Here is a 15,689-nt window from a genome sequence, read left to right as displayed (position 1 = left end):
AAGGAGGATGACATGAAGCATCTTACATTTGCAGCGGGACTTCTGTGTGCCACGGCCGCCTCGGCCCAGACACCTGAACTGACCGTCTATACTTACGACAGTTTCGTCGCCGAATGGGGCCCCGGCCCCAAGATCGAGGCGGCGTTCGAGGAAACCTGTGACTGCGACCTCAAGCTCGTCGGCGTCGAGGATGGCGCGGCCCTCTTGGCCCGCGTCCGGCTCGAGGGCGACCGCTCCGACGCCGACATCGTCCTCGGCCTCGACACCAACCTGATCGCGGCGGCCAAGGAAACCGGCCTCTTCGCCGAACACTCGGTCGACGCCACCTATGACATGCCCGTCGAATGGACCGACCCGGTGTTCGTCCCCTACGACTGGGGCTATTTCGCCTTCATCCACGAGGCCGCCAACGACGCCCCCACAAGCTTCCGGGAACTCGCCGACAGCGACAAGACCATCCTGATCCAGGATCCCCGCTCCTCCACCCCCGGCCTCGGCCTGCTCCTCTGGGTGAAAGCCGCCTATGGCGACGAGGCGCCGGAAATCTGGGAAGGCCTCTCCGACAATATCGTCACCGTCACCAAGGGCTGGTCCGAGGCCTATGGCCTCTTCATGGAAGGCGAGGCCGACATGGTCCTGTCCTACACCACCTCCCCCGCCTATCACCTGATCGCGGAAGAGGATGACACCAAGGCCGCCGCCGCCTTCGACGAGGGCCATTACATGCAGGTCGAAGTCGCCGGCAAACTGGCCAGCACCGACCAGCCCGAGCTGGCCGATGAGTTCCTGCAATTCATGGTCACCGACGCGTTCCAGTCGGTCATTCCCACCACCAACTGGATGTACCCCGCCGTCATGCCCGACGACGGTCTCGCCGATGGCTTCGACACCCTGATCAAGCCGGAAAAATCCCTGCTCCTGCCCGCCGAAGAAGCGGCAGCCATCCGGGAAGAGGCCCTGACCGAGTGGCAAAACGCGCTCAGCCAGTAAGCGCAGGCCCGGGCTACGGCGCGGCGGGGTTCCTCGCCGCGCTCGTCCTCGGCACGCTGGCCGCCGTCGCATGGCGGGCCGAAACCGGCGGCGGGCTCTCCGCCGCCGACTGGGCCGCCGTGCGCTTCACCATCCTGCAAGCCAGCCTTTCGGCCCTCATCAGCGTCGGCCTCGCCATCCCCGTCGCCCGCGCGCTGGCCCGCCGCCGCTTCGCCGGGCGCTCGGCTCTCATCGCGCTTCTCGGCGTGCCCTTCATCCTTCCGGTGATCGTCGCCATCCTCGGCCTGCTCGAGGTCTTCGGCCGCGCCGGATGGATCAGCTCCCTTCTCGGAACCTTCGGCCTCGACCCGATCCGCATCTACGGGCTGCACGGCGTCGTTCTCGCCCATGTCTTCCTCAACCTGCCGCTCGCCACCCGCCTCATCCTTCAGGGCTGGCAGGAGGTGCCGGCCGAACGCTTCCGCCTCGCCGCCCAGCTTGGCTTCGACGCCCGCGCCATGTTCCGCCTGATCGAATGGCCCCTCCTGCGTCAGGTCATCCCCGGCGCTCTGGCCGTGGTCTTCGCCATCTGCCTCACCAGCTTCGCGGTCGCCCTCACCCTCGGCGGCGGGCCCAAGGCCACCACCATAGAACTCGGCATTTACCAGGCCTTCAGGTTTGAATTCGATCTTGGCCGCGCGGCACTGCTGTCCGGCTTGCAGATCCTCATCGCCACAGCCGCCGCCATGGTGGCGATTCGGCTGGCTCAAGGCACCGGATTCGGCACCGGCCTTGACCGTTCCTTAAGACGTTGGGACGGTCGAACCACCATAGCGCGCCTGACCGACACGGTCTGGATCGCCCTCGCAGCAGCCTTCCTGCTGCTCCCGCTCGGGGCCATCGTCGCCTCGGGCGTGCCCGGCTTTGCGGGCCTGCCCTTCGTCGTCTGGAAAGCCGCCGGCGTCTCCCTCCTCGTCGCCACCGCCTCCACCCTGCTCCTCCTTCTCGCCGCCCTCCCCATGGCCGCCGCCATCGCCCAAGGGCGCCACAACATCATCGAGGTCGCGGGCCTCCTCGGCCTCGCCGCCTCCCCTCTCGTGATCGGCACCGGCCTCTTCATCCTGATCCGTCCGGTGGCCGACCCGTTCCTCCTCGCCCTGCCCGTCACTGCCCTGGTCAACGCCCTGATGTCCTTGCCTTTCGCCATGCGCATCCTCGTCCCCCGCGCCCGCGACATCGTCGAGCGCTACGGCAAGCTCGGCCTCTCCCTCGACATGGCCCACGGCCCCTTCCTCTGGCGCGTCTTCCTGCCCCGGATGCGGGCGCAAATCGGCTTTGCCGCCGGCCTCGGCATGGCCCTGTCCATCGGTGATCTCGGCGTCATCACCCTCTTCGCCGACCCCGACATCGCCACCCTCCCCCTCCAGATCTACCGCCTCATGGGCTCCTACCAGATGGAGGCCGCGGCGGGCGGCGCCCTGCTGTTATTGCTCCTGTCGGTCGGCACCTTCTGGCTTCTCGACAGAGGAGGCCGCTACCATGCTGAAGTTTGAAACCTGCACCATCGACAATGGCGGCTTCCGCCTCGCCGCCGACCTGACCGTCGAAACCGGCAAGATCGTCGCCGTCATCGGCCCCTCGGGCGGCGGCAAGACAACCCTTCTGGAGGCCGTCGCCGGCTTCCTGCCCCTCTCCCAAGGTGAAATATACTGGAATGCCAACCCCTTGTCCGACACCGAGCCCGGCAAACGCCCCGTCGCCATGCTCTTCCAGGACGGCAACCTTTTCCCCCACCTGACCGCCGCCCAGAACGTGGGCCTCGGCATCGACCCCCGCCTGCGCCTCTCGAACGACGACAAGATCCGCGTCGACGCCGCCCTCACCCGCGTCGGGCTGGACGGGCTCGGCCCCCGCAAACCCGGCGCCCTCTCCGGCGGCCAGCGGGCGCGCATCGCCCTCGCCCGACTCATGGTACAGGACCGCGAGATCTTCCTCCTCGACGAACCCTTCGCCGCCCTCGGCCCCGCGCTCAAGGCCGAGATGCTCGACCTCGTCGCCGAGCTCGCCCGCGAAACCGGCGCCACCGTCCTGATGGTCAGCCACGAACCCGACGACGCCCGCCGCGTCGCCGACGAGGTGATCCTGGTGACAGACGGCACAGCCCGGCCCCCGGCGGAAACGGCCAAGCTCTTCGCCGACCCGCCGGACGCCTTGCGCGACTACCTGGGCGATGCCTAGGCGGCCGCGCTCAACCCTTCCCGCGTCTTGCCGATCATCAGCGCGGCCTGCGCCGCCTCCCGCCCCTTCTCGACGAAATGCGCCTTGAAGATCGCGGTATGATGCTCGGTCTCCTGGTACTGGTGCGGCGTCAGCGACACCGACAGAACCGGCACGTCGCTATCCATCCCGGCCCGCATCAGCCCGTCCACCACGGCCTGCGCCACGAAGTCATGCCGGTATATCCCGCCATCCACCACGAAGGCCGCCGCCGCCACGGCGGCATACTGCCCCGTCCGGGCCAGGTCGCGCGCCAAAAGCGGCATCTCGAACGCACCGGGCACGTCGAACACATCAACCTGCTCTCGCGGAATAAGCTCACAGAATCCGGCCAGCGCCTGATCGACGGTCTCGGCGTGCCAGTTGGCCTTGATAAAGGCGTATCGGGTGCGTGTCATGGGTTTGCTCCTTTCCATCATCGACACTTCTCACCCAAGGCGCAGGACGACGGGAAAGGCAGGGGAAACCCCCTGAAACCCGGCGTTCTCTTCCATCCGGACTGTAACCGTCGGCTCCGGAATCGCACCGGATCTGCTTGACCATCGAAGCTTTGCAACCCCGATGCGCTCGCGGGCTTGAGGCATGCGCCCCTTACCGCCGGTGGGGAATTTCGCCCCGCCCTGAGAACGCCGCCGATGATGTTGGAAAACCCGCCGCAGGGCAAGCCAATAAAAAATGCCGCGCCGCCAGATGGCGACGCGGCATCCAACCCGGAGTGCTGCGAGCGATCATGCCAGATGTAGCTGCGCAGACGTGGTTGATGTCCCGCTGCCGACCGGGGATTTGGGGGTGTCCTGAGGCCGGCGCACGGGTTGGGCACGCCTGCGGGCACAACCGCCCGCAAGCACCCCCGGGAGGAGGTTGGCCTTAGCCTTCCGAGGCAGCCCCCGGAAGCAGCCCGCTCTCGGTCGCCGCGGCGATCTCCGCTTCGCTCAGCGCGCCGTTCGCATCGGCATCAATCTCGGCGAACACTTCGGTCCCGGCATCGGGCATCGCCTCGTTGAATTCCGACATCGTGACAGCGCCGTCACCGTCTGCATCCATCTTCATAGCCATATCGGCAATCGCGGCCGCAGGCAGGACGAAAGCCACGAGAAGGCTTGCGGTCGTGAGTTTCTTGAACATGAAAACTTTCCCTTTGTAGGTTCGTGTTCCGAGAGTGGTGCTCTCACGATCCAACATGGGGAGTGTCCGGCGCCTTGTCTGCGCCCGGTGCGTTCCAGCCCCGAAAGTCGCGGGAAAGAGCCAAAACAGCCCCTTCCGACAAGCGGGAGACTGCCACATCGGGCCATATTCCCTACCGGTGGCGGGAACCCGCGGACAGGCACGGCGGCTATAGGCGGGAAACCGAAGGGTGCCCGCCCGGATGGAACCGCCAAAGGCTCAGAGCAGGCCGGCGTCCGGCACGATCCGCCCGGTCTCGATCCCCCGGCGGTTGCGGATCGGCGCATTCAGGCGGGCCCGCGCCGCCGGGTGCCCGGGGTCGAGCACCCCCAGCCGCACCAGCAGCGCCGCAATGGTGCATTCCGCCGCCCGCGTGGCCCCGTCGGTGATCTTGAGCGCGATGCCCATCTGCCGGCTCGGCAGGATCGCGATAAAGAACCCCTCCGCCCCGGTCTTGAGCGCCACGGGCTCCGAACAGGCCCGCATCAGCTCGGTACAGGCCCGCCCCTCGCCGGCCACCAGCTCCGGATGCGCGACCATCGCTTGCCACAGCCGGTGCTGCGCACTCTGCCTCGCATCCTTGCCGTCCTCGGCACAGGCAAACCGCGCCATCGCCCGCGCCATCCCGTGCAGCGAGGTGATGAAGTTGGGCGCCGAACACCCGTCGATGCCATAGCCCGGGCTCTCCTCGCCCGTCACCTCCTCGAAGGCCGCAAGACAGGCTTTCTGCACCGGATGATCCGGCTCGACATACTCGGGCCCGGCCCCCAGATGCTGCGCCAGCGTCAGAAACCCGGCATGCTTGCCCGAGCAGTTGTTGTGCACCTGGCAGGGCGCCTCATACGCCCGGATCAAGGCGAACCGCGCCGCATCGTCATCCGGCACCTGCGGGCCACAGCGGAAATCATCGTCCCCCAGCCCCAGATCCGCCAGCCACGCTTTCACCCGATCCGTGTGAATCGCCGCCCCGTTATGCGACGCACAGGCCAGCGCCAGCTGCTCGGCCGTCAGCCCGTAAGCCCCGGCCGCACCGCTCTCGATCAGCGGCAAAGCCTGGATCATCTTCGCCGAACTGCGGGGGTAAACGGCCTCGGCCGGGTTGCCCCAGGCCTCGACGATTTCACCGCTTCCGTCACAGATCACGGCATGGCCGGTGTGACGGCTCTCCGCCATCGGTCCGCGCCAGATTTCGGTCAAGGGGGCCGGGCCTGTCATCATTCACCTTCCTGGCAAGGCTCACGCCTGCGCGAGCGCACGCGAAAACTTGCCAATTGATCCTTTCATGTCTCGCCACTTTCAGGCTAATATTGCAATGTCGAGGGAAAATGGCCGACCCGCAATACAAAACCGGTTAAGCGGCGCGGGCGGTTCAAGAATTTGAGGCTAAGGACAGCTTTGGAGGCTGGAGACGAATGGGATCACCGATGGCACGCCTGACTGCCTTGCGCCTGCTGACGGGCGCCTTCATCGCGGCAACCGCGACCGGCACGGTCGTACAGGCGCAGGAAGAAAGCACCAACCAGGTCGCCGCGAACACGGCGTGGAGCGTTTTCGAAGACAATGACCCGCGCGAATGCTGGGCCGTGTCCTCGCCCACGGAAACCGTCAACACCAAGGAAGGCCGCGTCGTGGCCGTGCGCCGGGGCGACATCCTTCTGATGGCGTTCTACCGCCCCGATGCCGGGGTCGAGGGCCAGCTCACCTTTACCGGCGGCTATCCGTTCGCGTCGTCCTCGACCGTGAACCTCAACATCGGCGGGACCGAGTTCGAGCTGTTCACCGAGGGCGAATGGGCCTGGCCGGCCAGCACGGCAGACGACGCCAAGATCATCGCGGCCCTCAAGCGCGGCACCGACGCGGTTCTCACCGCACGGTCCAGCCGGGGCACGACGACCAAGGACACCTTCTCGCTGCTGGGCTTCACCGCAGCCGTGGAAGAAGCCGAAAAACGCTGTCAGTGACGGCCTGACCGGCTTGCCCCCGATTGATTGAAACAAGGGCGCGCAACCTTTCGGTGGCGCGCCTTCAGTCGCGCGGGGCCGCGGCCCGGCGCAGCCGGTCGTTGATCGCCCGGCCCAGCCCGGTTTCGGGAATGGGCGACACGGCAATCGGCGCACCCTTCGCATCCAGCGCGTGCAGATGCGCGAAAAGGTTCGCCGCCGCCTCCGTCAGATCACCCGAAGCCGACAGGTTGAGATCGCACTCGACCTTCCCGAACCCCAGCAAAACCTCGCCCTCACGCCGGCTCTCGGCCTCCAGCCTTACCGTGGCCCCCGGCGCGTAATGCGACGCCAGCTGCCCCGGCGCCGTCACCGCATCTCCCGCGCCATTCCGGGCCAAAGGCCCGCCCAGCGCCTGCTCGATGGCCTCCGCCGGCAACCCGCCGGGCCGCAGCAAAGTCGGCCCGTCCGTCAGCCCGACAATGGTTGATTCCACCCCAACCTCACAGGCCCCGCCATCCAGGATCGCCCCGATCCGCCCCGCCAAACCGGCCGCCACATGCGCCGCCGTGGTCGGGCTGATCCGGCCAGACGGGTTGGCCGACGGCGCCGCCACCGGCCCGCCGAAAACCCGCAACAACTCCCGCGCCACCGGATGCGCCGGCACCCGCACGGCGAGCGACGGCAGATCGGCCGTCACCAGCGGCGAAATCCCGGCCCCCGCCTTGATCGGCAACACCAGCGTCAGCGGCCCCGGCCAGAACGCACTGGCGAGAACCTCCGCCTCGTGCGACCACTCGACAAACCCCTGCGCCGTCTCGATCCGATCGACATGCACGATCAGCGGGTTGAACCGCGGCCGCCCCTTCGCCTCGAAGATCCGCGCCACCGCCATGTCGTTCGTCGCATCGCCCCCCAGCCCGTAAACCGTCTCGGTCGGAAAGGCGACCAACTCACCGCCCCGCAACACCTCTGCGGCGCGGGCAAACCCGGCGGCATCGGCGGTCAACAGGGTGGTCTCATGGCTCATGGTGGTTCTGACGCGGCGTTTTAGTTGATGGAAGTGCGGCACCCGCTACGCTATGCCTAGCCCGGATGCATAAAGGCCGAAGCCCGTTAAGCCAAGCCACGCAAGCCGCCGGGACCGACCAAATCAGGAGATTTTCGATGCCATATCGCGCCCCTGTCGAGGAATTCAATTTTCTATTTTCCCATGTCGTGAAACTCGAGGACGTCGTCGCGACCGAACGGTTCGCCGACGCCACGCCCGACATGGTCACCGCCATCCTCAACGAGGCCGGCCGCATGTGCGAAGAGGTGCTCGCCCCCCTGCAACGCAACGGCGACCTGCACCCCGCCAAGCTGGAAAACGGCGTCGTCCGCACCAGCCCCGGCTTCGACGAAGGCTACAAGGCCATTGCCGAGGGCGGCTGGGTCTCGATCTCCGCCAGCCAGGAGAACGGGGGCATGGGTCTGCCGATGGCCGTGACCACCGCCGTCAACGAGATGATGAGCAGCGCCTGCCTCAGCCTGCAACTCAACCCCCTGATGACGCAGGGCCAGATCGAGGCGCTGGAAAACCACGCCAGCGACGCGATTCGCGAAACCTACCTGCCCAAGCTCATCTCCGGCGAATGGTCCGGCACGATGAACCTGACCGAAGCACAGGCCGGCAGCGACGTGGGCGCGCTTCGCACCCGCGCCGAGCCCAACGATGACGGCTCTTACGCCATCACCGGCCAGAAGATCTACATCAGCTGGGGCGACAACGATTTCACCGAGAATGTCTGCCACCTCGTCCTCGCCCGTCTCCCCGACAGCGTGCCCGGCACCAAGGGGATCAGCCTGTTCCTCGTGCCGAAATACATCCCCGACGAGAACGGCGCGCCCGGCAAGGCCAACGACCTCAAGGTCGTCAGCCTCGAACACAAGATGGGCCTGCACGGCAGCCCGACCGCTGTCATGCAATATGACGGCGCCCAGGGCTGGCTCATCGGCGAGGAAAACGACGGCATGCGCTGCATGTTCACCATGATGAACAACGCCCGCCTCGGCGTCGGCGTTCAGGGCATCGGCACCGCCGAAGGCGCGCTGCAACACGCGATGGCCTATGCCCAGGACCGCACCCAGGGCAAGACGCCCCTCGAGAACGGCACCGGCACCATCATGGATCACGCCGACGTCCGCCGGATGCTGACCACGATGAAGGCCGAAACCGCCGCCGCCCGCGCCATCGCGCTGGCCAATGCCGTCGCGATCGACATGGCCCACGCCACGGGCGAGGCCGACTGGGCCGCCCGCGCCGCCTTCCTCACGCCCATCACCAAGGCCTTCGGCACCGAAACCGGCGCCAATGTCAGCGATCTGGGCATCCAGGTGCATGGCGGCATGGGCTATATCGAGGAAACCGGCGCCGCCCAGTACGCCCGCGACGTCCGCGTCACCGCCATCTACGAGGGCACCAACGGCATCCAGTCGATGGACCTTGCCGGCCGCAAGCTGATGGACGGGGGCGAGGCCGCCTACGCGCTGCTGGATGAAATCGAGCGCCACGCCGAAGGCGCCCGCGCCACCCTGCCGGACCTGGCCGAACCGGTGTGGAACGCCACCGAATCGCTGCGCGAGGCGACCGAGTGGATGGTCTCGCAGAAGAACGTCACCGACCGCTTCGCCGGCTCCGTCCCCTTCCTCCGGGCCTGGGCCCGCGTGCTCGGCGCCCATTTCCACCTCTGCGCCGCACAGGCCGAAGGCGGCGAGGGCAAACGCACCCGGCTGGCGCGGTTCTATATCCAGCGCCTGCTGCCCGAGCATACGGCCCAACTGGCCCATGCCACGGCCGGGTCGGAAGACCTCTACGCGCTCACCCCCGACGACCTCGTCGCATGACGGACGGACCGAACCAGAAGCTGCGCTACCCCTTCCCCGACCCGCCGGAAAACGGCGCCGCCCTCGAGGTGGCGCCGGGCGTCCTCTGGATCCGTCTGCCCCTGCCGATGGCGCTCGACCACGTCAATGTCTACGCCCTCGACGACGGCGACAGCTGGACCTTGGTCGACACCGGCATGAAGACCGACCACAGCGTGACGCTCTGGGAGGGCCTGCTCGACGGCCCGCTCAAGGGCAAACCCGTCTCGCGCATCATCCTCACCCACCACCACCCCGACCACGTCGGCATGGCCGGCTGGCTGATGGACCGCTTCGGCGCCGAGCTGGTCACCACCCGCACCGCCTGGCTGTTTTCCCGGATGCTCATCCTCGACACCGAGGAAAAGCCCACCCAACAGGCGCTCGACTACTGGCGCGCCTCGGGCATGGACCCCGAGATATACGACGCCCGAAAGACCGAACGCCCCTTCAACTTCTCCGATGTCTGCCACCCGCTGCCGCTGGGCTACACGCGCGTCAAGGAAGGCGACACCCTCCGCGCCGGCGGCCGCTGCTGGGATATCCATATCGGCAACGGCCACGCCCCCGAACACCTCACCCTCTGGAGCCGCGACGACAATCTCGTCATCGCCGGCGACCAGATCATCTCCTCCATCAGCCCCAATATCGGCGTTCACCCCACCGAACCCGAGGCCGACCCCGTCGCCGAATGGCTGGAAGCCTGCGGTCGCTTCCGGTCGCTGGCGCGCGAACATCACTTCGTGCTGAGCGGCCACAAACGGCCCTTCTACGGCCTGCCCATGCGCATGCGCCAACTGATCGAGAATCACCACGGCGCCCTCGACCGCCTCCGCGCCCACCTGACCGAACCGCGCACCGCCGCCGACTGCTTCCCGCCGCTCTTCAAGCGCACCATCGACAAGGGCATCTACGGCCTCGCCCTCGTCGAGGCGGTTGCGCATCTCAATCATCTCCATCACGCTGGCGAAATCACGCGCTGGCGCCGCGACGACGGCGCATGGCTGTGGCAGAGCAGGGAGTGGGCAGACGATGGATGACAAGATCAGAACGGCCGCCGAGGCGGCGGAGAACGATGCCATTCCGCGTTGTCACGAGGTTCACGCCGACCCCGAAACCTGCAAGGGCGGGCGCGACGTGACCAACGGCGTAACCCTCTCCCCGGTCGAGGAAAAAAGCGAAGCCCAATGGGCCTATGAACGCCTGATCCTCTATATCCAGAACTTCGAGAAGACCCTCGACAACGAACACGAGATCGCCATCGGCTTCGCCGGGGCCGAGGCCGGCGTCATCCGGATCGAGGGGATGGGCTTTTTCGACCCCGATATCGTCACCTTCTACGGCAGCGACGCCCACGGCGTGAAAACCCAGCTCATCCAGCATGTCACCCAGCTCAACGTCATGCTGCGCGCCCTGCCCAAGATGATCGAACACGCCGAACCCAACCGCATCGGATTCCGCCTCGTCGAAGACCTCGAACGCGCCTGACCGACCGGCATTGCGACATTTCGGGCCCAACCGCCCACAGGGTGGTGACAGCCCCCGGCAAATGCAGTATCCAACGCACCGACCGAGTATTTTCCAAGCAGGGAACGACCCCAGATGGCTGACCACAAGCATGGCGAGATGGATATCGAAACCCAGGAGAAGACCTTCGAGGGCTTCATCCGTTTCACGGCCTGGGCCTGTGTCCTGATCGTCGTGGCGCTGATCTTCATGGCGCTGGTCAACGCCTGAGGCGCCCGGCGCCCTTTCACGACAGTCCGGCCACTTCTCACCCCCGATCGCCCTGGCGCTCGGGGCCAATGGCGCGTCTCCACCGTTTACCTTGCGGCATGCAATCTGCCGTGACTTGACCTCCCGCCCGCGCTATACTGCCACGAACGGCGCCGGAAAGAGCGCGAAGAGGCAAGAGGCATGGCAACAGCGGAAAAGCTGACCGCGCGCTGGACGCGTTTTCAGAACCGGGTCGCGGCCCGACGGGCGGTCATGGGCCGGCCGGCCACCGCGTTCGTCTCGCAACCCGAACCGCGCACCATCGGCAGCTATGCCCGCGGGCGCCAACTGGCCGCCGGAAATTTCCTCTTCGCCGGGCACCTGATCCAGAAACCCGACGCCGACATGTGGGAGATCGAGCCGCCCGACCACGCCTTCGCCGAGGCGCTGCACGGCTTCGGCTGGCTCGACGACCTCGTCGCCGCCGGCGACGCGCCGGCCCGCGCCCGGGCACAGGAATGGCTCTGGGGCTGGATCGACCATTACGGGCGCGGCCGCGGCCCGGGTTGGACACCCGACCTCACCGGCCGCCGCCTGATCCGCTGGATCAGCCACGCCTTCTTCCTCCTCAGCGGCCGCGGCAGCGAGGATTCCCACGCCTTCTACCGCTCGATGGCGGCCCAAACCATCTTCCTCGGCCGCCGCTGGGGCGCCACCGCCCCCGGCCTGCCCCGCTTCGAGGCCCTCACCGGCCTGATCTATGCCGGCATTTCCCTCGAAGGCATGGAAAACCAGGTCGCCCCCGCCGTCGCCGCGCTCGACAGGGAATGCGCCGAGAAGATCGACGCCCAGGGCGGCCTGCCCACCCGAAATCCCGAGGAACTGCTCGACGTCTTCACCCTGCTGACATGGGCCGCCGTCGCGCTCAGCGAATCCGGCAAGGGCGTCAGCAATGCCCATTGGTCGGCCATCGAACGCATTGCCCCGACCCTGCGCACCCTGCGCCACGCCGATGGCGGGCTGGCGCGGTTCCACGGCGGCGGCAAGGGCCTCGAGGGCCGGCTCGACCACGCGCTCGCCAACAGCGGCGTGAAAACCCGCGCGGCGAACGGGCTGTCGATGGGCTTTGCCCGGCTCAGCGCGGGCCGCACCAGCGTCATCGTCGATGCCTCGCCACCCCCTGCCGCCAAGGCCTCGGGCGATGCGCACGCCTCCACCCTGGCCTTCGAACTGACCTCGGGCCGCCGGCCGCTCATCGTCAACTGCGGCTCGGGCGCCAATTTCGGGCTGGAATGGCGCCGCGCCGGGCGCGCCACCCCCTCGCATTCCACGCTGGTGCTGAACGAACAGTCCAGCGCCCGGCTGGGCGCCCTGCGCGACGGCCACGAGTACCTCGTCAGCGCCCCCCGCCGCGTGCCCATCGAGGTCAGCCAGGCCTCCGACGGGCTGCGCTTCGAGGGCGGTCACGACGGCTATGTCCGGGAATACGGCCTCACCCATGTGCGCAAGCTGGAACTCACCTTCGACGGGCGCGGGCTGGCGGGCGAAGACATGCTCGTCACGCTCGACGACGGCGACAAGGAACGCTTCGACAAGGCGCTCGATACCTCCGGCCTCGAAGGCATCCCGTTCGACATCCGCTTTCACCTGCATCCCGATGTCGACGTCTCTCTCGACATGGGCGGCACCGCGGCCTCGATGGCGCTGATGAGCGGCGAAATCTGGGTCATGCGGGTCGACGGAAACGTCGATATCACCGTCGAGGGCAGCGTTTACCTCGAAAAAACGCGCCTCAAGCCCCGTGCGACCAAACAGATTGTTCTATCCGGCCGCATGATGGAGTATGCGACCCGCGTGAGATGGTCACTGGCCAAGCCGCAGGACTCGCCCATCGGTATCCGCGATCTGGCGCGGGACGCGCGCGACCCGGTGACCGAATACTGACCTGAACCGACCAAGGACATGCTGCCGATGACCGATCTTGCGCCCCTTCGCCGCGCCCTTCTTTCCGTTTCCGACAAGACCGGGCTGGTCCGGCTGGGCAAGGCCCTGTCCGAGCGCGGGGTCGAACTCCTGTCGACCGGCGGCAGCGCCAAGACGCTTCGCGAAGCCGGGCTCGACGTGCGCGACGTGGCCGAGGTGACAGGCTTCCCCGAGATGATGGACGGTCGGGTGAAAACCCTGCACCCGATGGTGCATGGCGGCCTGCTGGCGCTGCGCGACAATGCCGATCACGTGGCGGCGATGGAACAGCACGGCATCGGCCCGATCGACCTTCTGGTCGTCAACCTCTACCCGTTCGAGGAAACGGTCGCCAAGGGCGCCGATTACGACACCTGCATCGAGAACATCGATATCGGCGGCCCGGCCATGATCCGCGCGGCGGCCAAGAACCACGCCTTCGTCTCGGTGGTCGTCGATGTCGAGGATTACCAGCCCCTCCTCGACGAGCTCGACGCCAATGACGGCCAAACCACTTACGAGTTCCGCCAGCGCCTCGCGCTGACCGCCTATGCCCGCACCGGCGCCTATGACGCCGCCGTGTCGGGCTGGATGGCACAGGCGCTGGGCGAGAAAACCCCCCGCCGCCGCGCCTTCGCCGGCACGCTGGCGCAAACCCTCCGCTATGGCGAGAACCCGCACCAGTCCGCCGCCTTCTACAAGGACGGCTCCTCCCGCCCCGGCGTCGCCACCGCCACCCAGCACCAGGGTAAGGAACTGAGCTACAACAACATCAACGACACTGACGCCGCCTTCGAACTGGTCAGCGAATACCCCACCGAAGACGGCCCCGCCTGCGCCATCATCAAGCACGCCAACCCCTGCGGCGTGGCCCAAGGGCCGACGTTGCGCGAGGCCTACATGCGCGCCTTCGATTGCGACCGCACCAGCGCCTTCGGCGGCATCATCGCCCTCAACCAGCCCCTCGACGGCGAAACCGCCGAGGAGATCGCGAAGATCTTCACCGAGGTGGTCATCGCCCCCGGCGCCGATGACGACGCAAAGGCGATCTTCGCCGCCAAGAAGAACCTGCGCCTCCTGACCACCGATGGCCTCGCCAGTCCGGGCGCCCCCGCGCTGGCCTTCAAACAGGTCTCCGGCGGCCTTCTCGTGCAAGACAAGGACAACGGCCAGGTCAACGTCACCGATCTCCGCGTCGTCACCAAGCGCGCGCCGACCGACCGCGAGATGTCCGACATGCTGTTCGCGTGGAAAGTCGCCAAGCACGTCAAGTCCAACGCCATCGTCTACGTCAAGGACGGCGCCACCGTCGGCGTCGGCGCCGGCCAGATGAGCCGCGTCGACAGCTGCCGCATCGCCGCCCGCAAATCGCAGGACATGGCCGCCGAACTCGGCCTCGACGCCCCGCTCACCCAGGGCAGCGTCGTCGCATCGGACGCGTTCTTCCCCTTCGCCGACGGCCTGCTGACCGCGGCCGAGGCCGGGGCGACCGCCGTGATCCAGCCCGGCGGTTCGATGCGCGACGACGACGTCATCGCCGCCGCCGACGAGGCCGGGCTCGCCATGGTCTTGACCGGCATGCGCCACTTCCGGCACTAACACCGGCGCCACGCGTCAGGAGAACAAGATGCCCACCGTTTTCATCGCCGGGGTCCTCACCTTCCTCGTCGACCAGATCACCAAGTACTGGGTCGTGCACGTGCTCGAGCTCGACCGCCTGCGCGACATGCCCATCTGGCCGCCCTTCCTGAACTTCAAGATGGCGTGGAACTACGGCATCAATTTCGGCCTCTTCCAGGGCGACACCGACACCACCCGCTGGATCCTGATCGGAATCGCCCTGCTGATCTCGGGCGTCGTCCTGTGGTGGATCCGGCGCGAACCTGGCGGCATCTGGCAAAAAATCGCCGCCGGCCTGCTGATCGGCGGGGCCATGGGCAATGTCGTGGACAGGCTGGTCTACGGGGCCGTCGCCGACTTCCTGAACATGTCCTGCTGTGGCATAGACAACCCTTACGCCTTCAACGTGGCCGATATCGCGGTTTTCGCCGGGGCCGTCGGTATGGTAATCTTCACGGGCGAGAAAAAGGCCGCGTGACCTTTTCTTCGTGATGGGTTAGACGTGGCGCGACGAGTTTGGGAGATTTGCGGATGATGCTGCCGCGGAAGATCATGATGATTGGGCTGGTGCTTGTGGTGGCCGCGTGTTCGCGCGACCGCGATGTCACGCTGACCCGGTTCAAGAACACCGGCGACGGGCCGGACGAGTTCTCGATCGCACCGGGCAAACCGCTCGAGGCTCCCGAAAGCTATGCCGCCCTGCCGACCCCGCAGCCGGGCGCCGCGAACCGCACCGATCAGAACCCCAAGGCCGACGGCATCGCCGCCCTTGGCGGCAACCCGGCCGCCACGGCCGACGCGGGCGTCGCCCCGGGCGACGCGGGCCTCGTCCGCCATGCCGCCCGCTATGGCACCGATCCGACGATCCGCCAGCGCCTGCGCGTGGAAGACAAGGAAATCCGCCGCAACTACGGGCGCCGGAACATTTTCCGCATCGGGCCGCGCGACAACTACACCGACGCCTACAAGCGCCAGTGGCTTGATTCGGATGCCGAGCAGCGCCGCATGCGCAATGCCGGCGTGATCACGCCCACCGCGCCGCCGCCGTCCTCGCGCTGAGCCTCGGCACAGTCACAACCCGGTCAGACTGCTTGAATTGCGTTGGTACAGCCGTATCTTCGCAGGTATACCCGTTCG

16 protein-coding genes and 1 riboswitch are annotated in these 15,689 nt (G+C 67.1%); of the genes, 12 read left to right on the top strand and 4 right to left on the bottom strand.

What is annotated here, in order from left to right:
- Nucleotides 1–12 precede the first annotated feature (12 nt).
- The 3 genes from thiB to RIdsm_RS00190 are packed head-to-tail and all read left to right on the top strand — an operon-like array spanning nucleotide 13 to nucleotide 3,207.
- Nucleotides 13–990, top strand: a complete 978-nt coding sequence (gene thiB, locus RIdsm_RS00200) for a thiamine ABC transporter substrate binding subunit (RefSeq protein ID WP_057817506.1) — start codon at nucleotides 13–15, stop codon at nucleotides 988–990.
- Nucleotides 966–2,522 (top strand): thiamine/thiamine pyrophosphate ABC transporter permease ThiP, encoded by a 1,557-nt coding sequence (locus RIdsm_RS00195; RefSeq protein WP_057817508.1) that lies wholly within the window; start codon nucleotides 966–968, stop codon nucleotides 2,520–2,522. The genes thiB and RIdsm_RS00195 overlap by 25 nt, the downstream gene beginning before the upstream one ends.
- A complete protein-coding gene (locus RIdsm_RS00190) occupies nucleotides 2,509–3,207 on the top strand; it encodes a thiamine ABC transporter ATP-binding protein (RefSeq protein WP_057817510.1) in 699 nt (232 codons plus the stop codon). Before RIdsm_RS00195 ends, RIdsm_RS00190 begins: the two co-directional genes overlap by 14 nt.
- Here RIdsm_RS00190 and RIdsm_RS00185 read toward each other — a convergent pair.
- The 3 genes from RIdsm_RS00185 to RIdsm_RS00175 form a co-directional block, all read right to left on the bottom strand.
- Entirely contained in the window at nucleotides 3,204–3,644 is a 441-nt protein-coding gene (locus RIdsm_RS00185) for a 6,7-dimethyl-8-ribityllumazine synthase (protein ID WP_057817511.1), read from the bottom strand. The genes RIdsm_RS00190 and RIdsm_RS00185 overlap by 4 nt on opposite strands.
- Nucleotides 3,645–3,724: 80 nt before the next feature.
- Nucleotides 3,725–3,878, bottom strand: a riboswitch (FMN riboswitch).
- A gap of 235 nt (nucleotides 3,879–4,113) precedes the next feature.
- Entirely contained in the window at nucleotides 4,114–4,371 is a 258-nt protein-coding gene (locus tag RIdsm_RS00180; RefSeq protein ID WP_057817513.1) for an EF-hand domain-containing protein, read from the bottom strand.
- A 258-nt stretch (nucleotides 4,372–4,629) separates the two neighbouring features.
- Nucleotides 4,630–5,625, bottom strand: coding sequence for an asparaginase (locus tag RIdsm_RS00175; RefSeq protein ID WP_057817645.1), 996 nt, complete (start codon nucleotides 5,623–5,625; stop codon nucleotides 4,630–4,632).
- Nucleotides 5,626–5,834: 209 nt separating this feature from the next.
- On the opposite strand from RIdsm_RS00175, the gene RIdsm_RS00170 reads away from it, so the two are divergent.
- Nucleotides 5,835–6,371: an invasion associated locus B family protein gene (locus RIdsm_RS00170; protein ID WP_235607867.1), complete on the top strand. Its 537-nt coding sequence runs from the start codon at nucleotides 5,835–5,837 to the stop codon at nucleotides 6,369–6,371.
- 64 nt (nucleotides 6,372–6,435) lie between these two features.
- On the opposite strand, the gene RIdsm_RS00165 is transcribed toward RIdsm_RS00170, so the two are convergent.
- Nucleotides 6,436–7,380, bottom strand: coding sequence for an L-threonylcarbamoyladenylate synthase (locus RIdsm_RS00165; RefSeq protein WP_057817515.1), 945 nt, complete (start codon nucleotides 7,378–7,380; stop codon nucleotides 6,436–6,438).
- A gap of 137 nt (nucleotides 7,381–7,517) precedes the next feature.
- On the opposite strand from RIdsm_RS00165, the gene RIdsm_RS00160 reads away from it, so the two are divergent.
- The 8 genes from RIdsm_RS00160 to RIdsm_RS00125 all read left to right on the top strand — a co-directional run bounded on the left by RIdsm_RS00160 (nucleotide 7,518) and on the right by RIdsm_RS00125 (nucleotide 15,611).
- A complete protein-coding gene (locus RIdsm_RS00160) occupies nucleotides 7,518–9,236 on the top strand; it encodes an acyl-CoA dehydrogenase family protein (RefSeq protein WP_057817517.1) in 1,719 nt (572 codons plus the stop codon).
- Entirely contained in the window at nucleotides 9,233–10,294 is a 1,062-nt protein-coding gene (locus tag RIdsm_RS00155; protein WP_057817519.1) for an MBL fold metallo-hydrolase, read from the top strand. Before RIdsm_RS00160 ends, RIdsm_RS00155 begins: the two co-directional genes overlap by 4 nt.
- Complete coding sequence (locus RIdsm_RS00150) at nucleotides 10,287–10,742, top strand: DUF6173 family protein (protein ID WP_057817521.1); 456 nt, start codon at nucleotides 10,287–10,289, stop codon at nucleotides 10,740–10,742. Before RIdsm_RS00155 ends, RIdsm_RS00150 begins: the two co-directional genes overlap by 8 nt.
- Nucleotides 10,743–10,856: 114 nt before the next feature.
- Nucleotides 10,857–10,991 (top strand): aa3-type cytochrome c oxidase subunit IV, encoded by a 135-nt coding sequence (locus RIdsm_RS00145; protein ID WP_057817523.1) that lies wholly within the window; start codon nucleotides 10,857–10,859, stop codon nucleotides 10,989–10,991.
- Between the two features lie 180 nt (nucleotides 10,992–11,171).
- Entirely contained in the window at nucleotides 11,172–12,914 is a 1,743-nt protein-coding gene (locus tag RIdsm_RS00140) for a heparinase II/III family protein (RefSeq protein WP_057817525.1), read from the top strand.
- Between the two features lie 27 nt (nucleotides 12,915–12,941).
- Entirely contained in the window at nucleotides 12,942–14,531 is a 1,590-nt protein-coding gene (gene purH / locus RIdsm_RS00135) for a bifunctional phosphoribosylaminoimidazolecarboxamide formyltransferase/IMP cyclohydrolase (protein ID WP_057817650.1), read from the top strand.
- A gap of 28 nt (nucleotides 14,532–14,559) precedes the next feature.
- Complete coding sequence (lspA, locus tag RIdsm_RS00130) at nucleotides 14,560–15,030, top strand: signal peptidase II (protein WP_057817526.1); 471 nt, start codon at nucleotides 14,560–14,562, stop codon at nucleotides 15,028–15,030.
- A 53-nt stretch (nucleotides 15,031–15,083) separates the two neighbouring features.
- The gene (locus RIdsm_RS00125; RefSeq protein ID WP_057817529.1) at nucleotides 15,084–15,611 is read left to right on the top strand and encodes a DUF3035 domain-containing protein; all 528 of its coding nucleotides are present in this window, start codon (nucleotides 15,084–15,086) and stop codon (nucleotides 15,609–15,611) included.
- Nucleotides 15,612–15,689 lie beyond the last annotated feature (78 nt).

Origin of the sequence: Roseovarius indicus (assembly GCF_008728195.1) — a bacterium.
GTDB classification, from domain to species: domain Bacteria; phylum Pseudomonadota; class Alphaproteobacteria; order Rhodobacterales; family Rhodobacteraceae; genus Roseovarius; species Roseovarius indicus.
Note: the sequence above shows the minus strand (reverse complement) of the source record. Positions and strands in the feature narration are given on the sequence as shown.

Excerpts from the sequence above, each read along its gene's own strand:
- RIdsm_RS00155 (WP_057817519.1), top strand. The coding sequence starts at position 9,233 with ATGACGGACGGACCGAACCAGAAGCTGCGCTACCCCTTCCCCGACCCG.
- RIdsm_RS00190 (WP_057817510.1), top strand. The coding sequence starts at position 2,509 with ATGCTGAAGTTTGAAACCTGCACCATCGACAATGGCGGCTTCCGCCTC.
- RIdsm_RS00160 (WP_057817517.1), top strand. The coding sequence starts at position 7,518 with ATGCCATATCGCGCCCCTGTCGAGGAATTCAATTTTCTATTTTCCCAT.
- RIdsm_RS00175 (WP_057817645.1), bottom strand. The coding sequence starts at position 5,625 with ATGACAGGCCCGGCCCCCTTGACCGAAATCTGGCGCGGACCGATGGCG.
- RIdsm_RS00185 (WP_057817511.1), bottom strand. The coding sequence starts at position 3,644 with ATGACACGCACCCGATACGCCTTTATCAAGGCCAACTGGCACGCCGAG.
- purH (WP_057817650.1), top strand. The coding sequence starts at position 12,942 with ATGACCGATCTTGCGCCCCTTCGCCGCGCCCTTCTTTCCGTTTCCGAC.
- RIdsm_RS00140 (WP_057817525.1), top strand. The coding sequence starts at position 11,172 with ATGGCAACAGCGGAAAAGCTGACCGCGCGCTGGACGCGTTTTCAGAAC.
- RIdsm_RS00165 (WP_057817515.1), bottom strand. The coding sequence starts at position 7,380 with ATGAGCCATGAGACCACCCTGTTGACCGCCGATGCCGCCGGGTTTGCC.
- lspA (WP_057817526.1), top strand. The coding sequence starts at position 14,560 with ATGCCCACCGTTTTCATCGCCGGGGTCCTCACCTTCCTCGTCGACCAG.
- RIdsm_RS00170 (WP_235607867.1), top strand. The coding sequence starts at position 5,835 with ATGGCACGCCTGACTGCCTTGCGCCTGCTGACGGGCGCCTTCATCGCG.
- RIdsm_RS00180 (WP_057817513.1), bottom strand. The coding sequence starts at position 4,371 with ATGTTCAAGAAACTCACGACCGCAAGCCTTCTCGTGGCTTTCGTCCTG.
- RIdsm_RS00145 (WP_057817523.1), top strand. The coding sequence starts at position 10,857 with ATGGCTGACCACAAGCATGGCGAGATGGATATCGAAACCCAGGAGAAG.
- RIdsm_RS00125 (WP_057817529.1), top strand. The coding sequence starts at position 15,084 with ATGATGCTGCCGCGGAAGATCATGATGATTGGGCTGGTGCTTGTGGTG.
- thiB (WP_057817506.1), top strand. The coding sequence starts at position 13 with ATGAAGCATCTTACATTTGCAGCGGGACTTCTGTGTGCCACGGCCGCC.
- RIdsm_RS00150 (WP_057817521.1), top strand. The coding sequence starts at position 10,287 with ATGGATGACAAGATCAGAACGGCCGCCGAGGCGGCGGAGAACGATGCC.